Raw genomic sequence first — 3,742 nt, forward strand, 5'->3', positions numbered from 1 at the left:
CGTGGGCTCGGAGATGTGTATAAGAGACAGGTTGATATGCAGGTCCAACCGCTTCTCCTCCAGCTTGAAAGTCACATCGTCCACCATCCACGGCGGAACCAACCCCAACGCCAAGGTAAACAGCTTGTCTTCGTCCATCATTAACCTTCCCTAGATCAGCAATGCCCTAAGACTACCGTACCCTCGTATCCACTCCAAGTAGCGAGGAGCCTTGCTGAACAGGTGGTTAAACTGAATGATGCCAACGGTCAATTAAACACAATTATTATGGCCACCAACCTAAGTAGTTATTTCAAAAATCGTGGGAATCTCCTTCAGCGTTGGGGCGGTGACAAAGAGCAGGCTCAAAACCGCATGGCCTCTATGATCAATGCCTCACGAGATGGTTTTACATCCACCCGGAATAATCTGCCTACACCTCTTCTCCCTGTTAAATCGGGAAATCTGTATGTTACCGGCTGGGAATTTCGTCGCGCTGGAGGCTCGGAGATAGCCAAAACTTCAGAAGGAAAGTTTGTCTGGTCCGGTATGGACACATTGTCATTACATGTTTGGGCCAGAAAAGGAATAATTTTGGGTGGCAAAAAATGGATTGAAATCCCATTAGGTTATGGAGCATCACAAACCGGTAATGGTAGTAATTTCTCCTATCCTGGTCAATATCTGGAAAAAAGTTCTACTCCCCAAACAGTTTTTCCATCTACAGAACGTACAGTCAACTTACCAGCCTATCAGGATTCCCGTTCGCAAAATGCTCAAGGGTCCAATATTGCTGCTTTCAAAAATCCCGGAGAGCAAGATAGCACGGGGGCATCCATGCGCTCGGTCGGCGGCGATGCAACACGTTTTTCTGCTGGTGGAATCAGTCGCTACTGGGATTTTAATCGGAATAGCCCACAACTTAAGGACGCGAATGGAGATCCAGCTGATGTAATGCCTTCTTATGTTGTAGTTGTGGAGCATGATCGCCAAAACGTACGGGATGCCAGCAACGCTTTGGGCATCAAGCAGTCCGCTCAGGATAAAACAAACATTTCACTGGCACAGGACAATCCAGGCAAGCACATACGCTCCATGGCCAAAGCTCAAGCATTTTTCCGACGGCCTGCATCATTATGGCAACGCGCTGATGCCTATGACGAGCGCGCCAATCTTTTTAGCCCGTTCTGGGAAGCCCGACTAGTGGATTTGAATGCACGCGAAAGATCGCTGTATGCGACTTTGCTTGGCTTGCAATAAACATGATGCTTCTCATGCTGAAAAAAATTCCTGTTAAAAAAAATTATTTGGGGATAGCTCGCATAGTGCAGAACATGGGCAGTCACTCACCGAATTCGTCGTGCTTGCGGCTTTTGCAATAATTCCTCTATTTTTCCTTGCCATTTACACTGGCAAATGGAGTTTTACACAATTGCGAAGTATCGAGGCGGCGCGTTATGTAGCTTGGGAGAGAATAGTGTGGAGAAAGTCTCCTCCTCCAGGGCGGGAATGGTCCGCCATCAAAAATGACAGCGAGCTACGAAACGAGGCCGCAATACGTTTTTTTGGTCCTCACGGCATAGGGCTCGCATCTATCAACTCCGGCAATAGTAATACCGTAAACCCAATACTAACCCGACATGATGGCCAGCCACTACTCCGTAATTTGGCAGACATAAGCATTTCGACACATGAAGAAAATATCGCCGATGGAGTGTCTATGAAATTTTTGGGAACGCTCATGAAAATCTCCAAAATCCCATTGCAGATGACTGGGCCCACAGTGGCAAACATCAGTGTGCCAGTAAGAGGTTTACCCTCTTACGTCTACCTGCCAGGCAGCACCTTCTCAGATGGTATGCGATTTAACGCACAAGCAGCGGTTTTGACGGACGCATGGACAGCTAATGGTCCTGAAGAAGAAATCAGAATCGTTAAAACTCTCCTGCCCAGCGCCTATCTCGACAATGGTCTGATCAACACTGTAAAGACTATGGGAGGCGTACTGTTTCCTGAACTCAACCAGCTGGGCTACGGGCATGTAGATCCAGAAGTTCAGTATGGAGATCGCCTGCAACCTTATCCTGGAGATGGAAGGTCATGAGAAAAAATCAACTTCTTCTTCTCTGTATGTTCTGCCTGGGTAACACAGGCGTTTGGGCGGGAGAAAATCCCCTCTTACTACCAACACCTGAAAATACTGTGACAGAGCCTTTAGCGGGCCGCCTCAAAATCAATGGCGTGGATATTCATGCTACACAATTTCATGTCAATGCGGAGGAAGAGCGGCTGCGTTCCCATTTTGTCGAAGCCTGCGCCCAACTAAGAGGATCATATACCGAAAATAATCTTCGTGGTGAGCATATTCAGGGTTGTATAACTCCCCCATATTCGCTCACTAGCCAGTGGCATATGGAAGGGAATACTGCCTACGGGACACTCTCCAGCCTACGCATGGACCAGAGGACAGAGCGTGATCCTCTGCCAGATGATTTGCCTCTCCCTGCGAATGCCGAGATATTGCAGGACATTGATAGTCACGATCATGGGATACACGGACGAGTTTTGCATATACATGTGAACATACCTGCATCTGATTTACGTACGCTCCTGGAAAAAGCACTTCTGGCACGACAATGGCGTGGAAGCCCGGCAATGCAGGGGCAGACATCCGTTATTTCCATGAATAAGGACAACCGCCACCTCGATATGGTTATTGGTGCCGATGGAGTTGGTGAAAGTCGTGTCATTGTTGTGCTGGATCAACGGTAGAGACCGCCGATGAATGAAAAAGGTCAGTCCAGCATTGAGTATGCCATCGTCGCCATATTTGCGCTCGGCTTACTGTTTGTGGGTGCACCCAGTCCCATCGTGCAACTGATGGATGCATTGCGGAAATTTTCCAGCGATTTTGGCTGGGCTGCAGCTATCGCCACTCTGCCTTTTTGAGGATAACTCGTGTCGACTCAAAACATCCCTGAACCATCCGCCACCCCCCCATTACTGCAAAAGAAAAAGCGTGCCCTAAGTGGCTGGATCATTTTGGAATTTGCCATCACAGCGGGTTTTGCCGCAGCAGTGCTTGCTATTCACACACTGGATGCTCAGGAAACTGCGCTGAAAAAACGCCTTCTAAGTGAATTAACTCCCAAGAAGGAAAGTACCGTATCAGTAGTTGTCCCAATAGAAAATCTACCCGCTGGTACTGTCCTTACCTTAGCCAAGGTAGCACGTCGCTTTATCCCGGCCGACAACGCTCCTGCAGGCGCAGTTCTGGATACAGATTTCGATAAGATCGCCTTGAAAAGGCTGCTCTTTCAGGCAGAAAAAGGAAAGCCAATTACACTGTCGATGATTAACGCGACAGAGAGTCCAGCGGACGTTCTTGACGATCAACACGTTGCATTGACCATTTCAGTAAATTCCGAAAATTCTCTGGATAAAATGCTGCGTCCAGGGGATCGCATCGATTTATTGTGGATCACTTCATCAAACATCTCTCATAACGCCGCCCTGAATAGCCTACAAACAATAAGTTCCACATCAGAGGGCTCTCTAGTGCGATTTTTAGGGCAGAATTTAAAAATAATTGCCACTGGGAGAGAACTTTCCAGGCTCTTCGTCAGATTGAGTGGGTAGGGGGTAGAATGCTGTGGAGCGGTCGTGCCCTGAATAGGAGTTAGCTGATGGTCCCTGAAGAGCTGTTTTCTCTCGCGTTAGGATTGGTTCCGCCGTGGTTGGTGGATCATGTGACTTTCACGGT

General features: G+C 48.1%; 5 protein-coding genes. All 5 read left to right on the forward strand.

The window, feature by feature from the left end; all coding sequences use genetic code 11:
- Positions 1-222: 222 nt before the first annotated feature.
- The 5 genes from H7F08_RS14960 (at position 223) to H7F08_RS15785 (ending at position 3,618) form a co-directional block, all read left to right on the forward strand.
- Positions 223-1,239 (forward strand): hypothetical protein, encoded by a 1,017-nt coding sequence (locus H7F08_RS14960; protein WP_193640977.1) that lies wholly within the window; start codon positions 223-225, stop codon positions 1,237-1,239.
- Between the two features lie 100 nt (positions 1,240-1,339).
- On the forward strand, positions 1,340-2,083 hold the full coding sequence (locus H7F08_RS14965; RefSeq protein ID WP_193640978.1) for a hypothetical protein: 744 nt from the start codon (positions 1,340-1,342) through the stop codon (positions 2,081-2,083).
- The gene (locus tag H7F08_RS14970; protein ID WP_193640979.1) at positions 2,080-2,751 is read left to right on the forward strand and encodes a hypothetical protein; all 672 of its coding nucleotides are present in this window, start codon (positions 2,080-2,082) and stop codon (positions 2,749-2,751) included. The genes H7F08_RS14965 and H7F08_RS14970 overlap by 4 nt, the downstream gene beginning before the upstream one ends.
- A gap of 9 nt (positions 2,752-2,760) precedes the next feature.
- Positions 2,761-2,928 (forward strand): hypothetical protein, encoded by a 168-nt coding sequence (locus H7F08_RS14975; protein WP_170286756.1) that lies wholly within the window; start codon positions 2,761-2,763, stop codon positions 2,926-2,928.
- Positions 2,929-2,937: 9 nt separating this feature from the next.
- Positions 2,938-3,618, forward strand: a complete 681-nt coding sequence (locus tag H7F08_RS15785) for a Flp pilus assembly protein CpaB (protein ID WP_319803983.1) — start codon at positions 2,938-2,940, stop codon at positions 3,616-3,618.
- Positions 3,619-3,742 lie beyond the last annotated feature (124 nt).

Origin of the sequence: Acidithiobacillus sp. HP-11 (assembly GCF_015100075.1) — a bacterium.
GTDB classification, from domain to species: domain Bacteria; phylum Pseudomonadota; class Gammaproteobacteria; order Acidithiobacillales; family Acidithiobacillaceae; genus Acidithiobacillus; species Acidithiobacillus thiooxidans.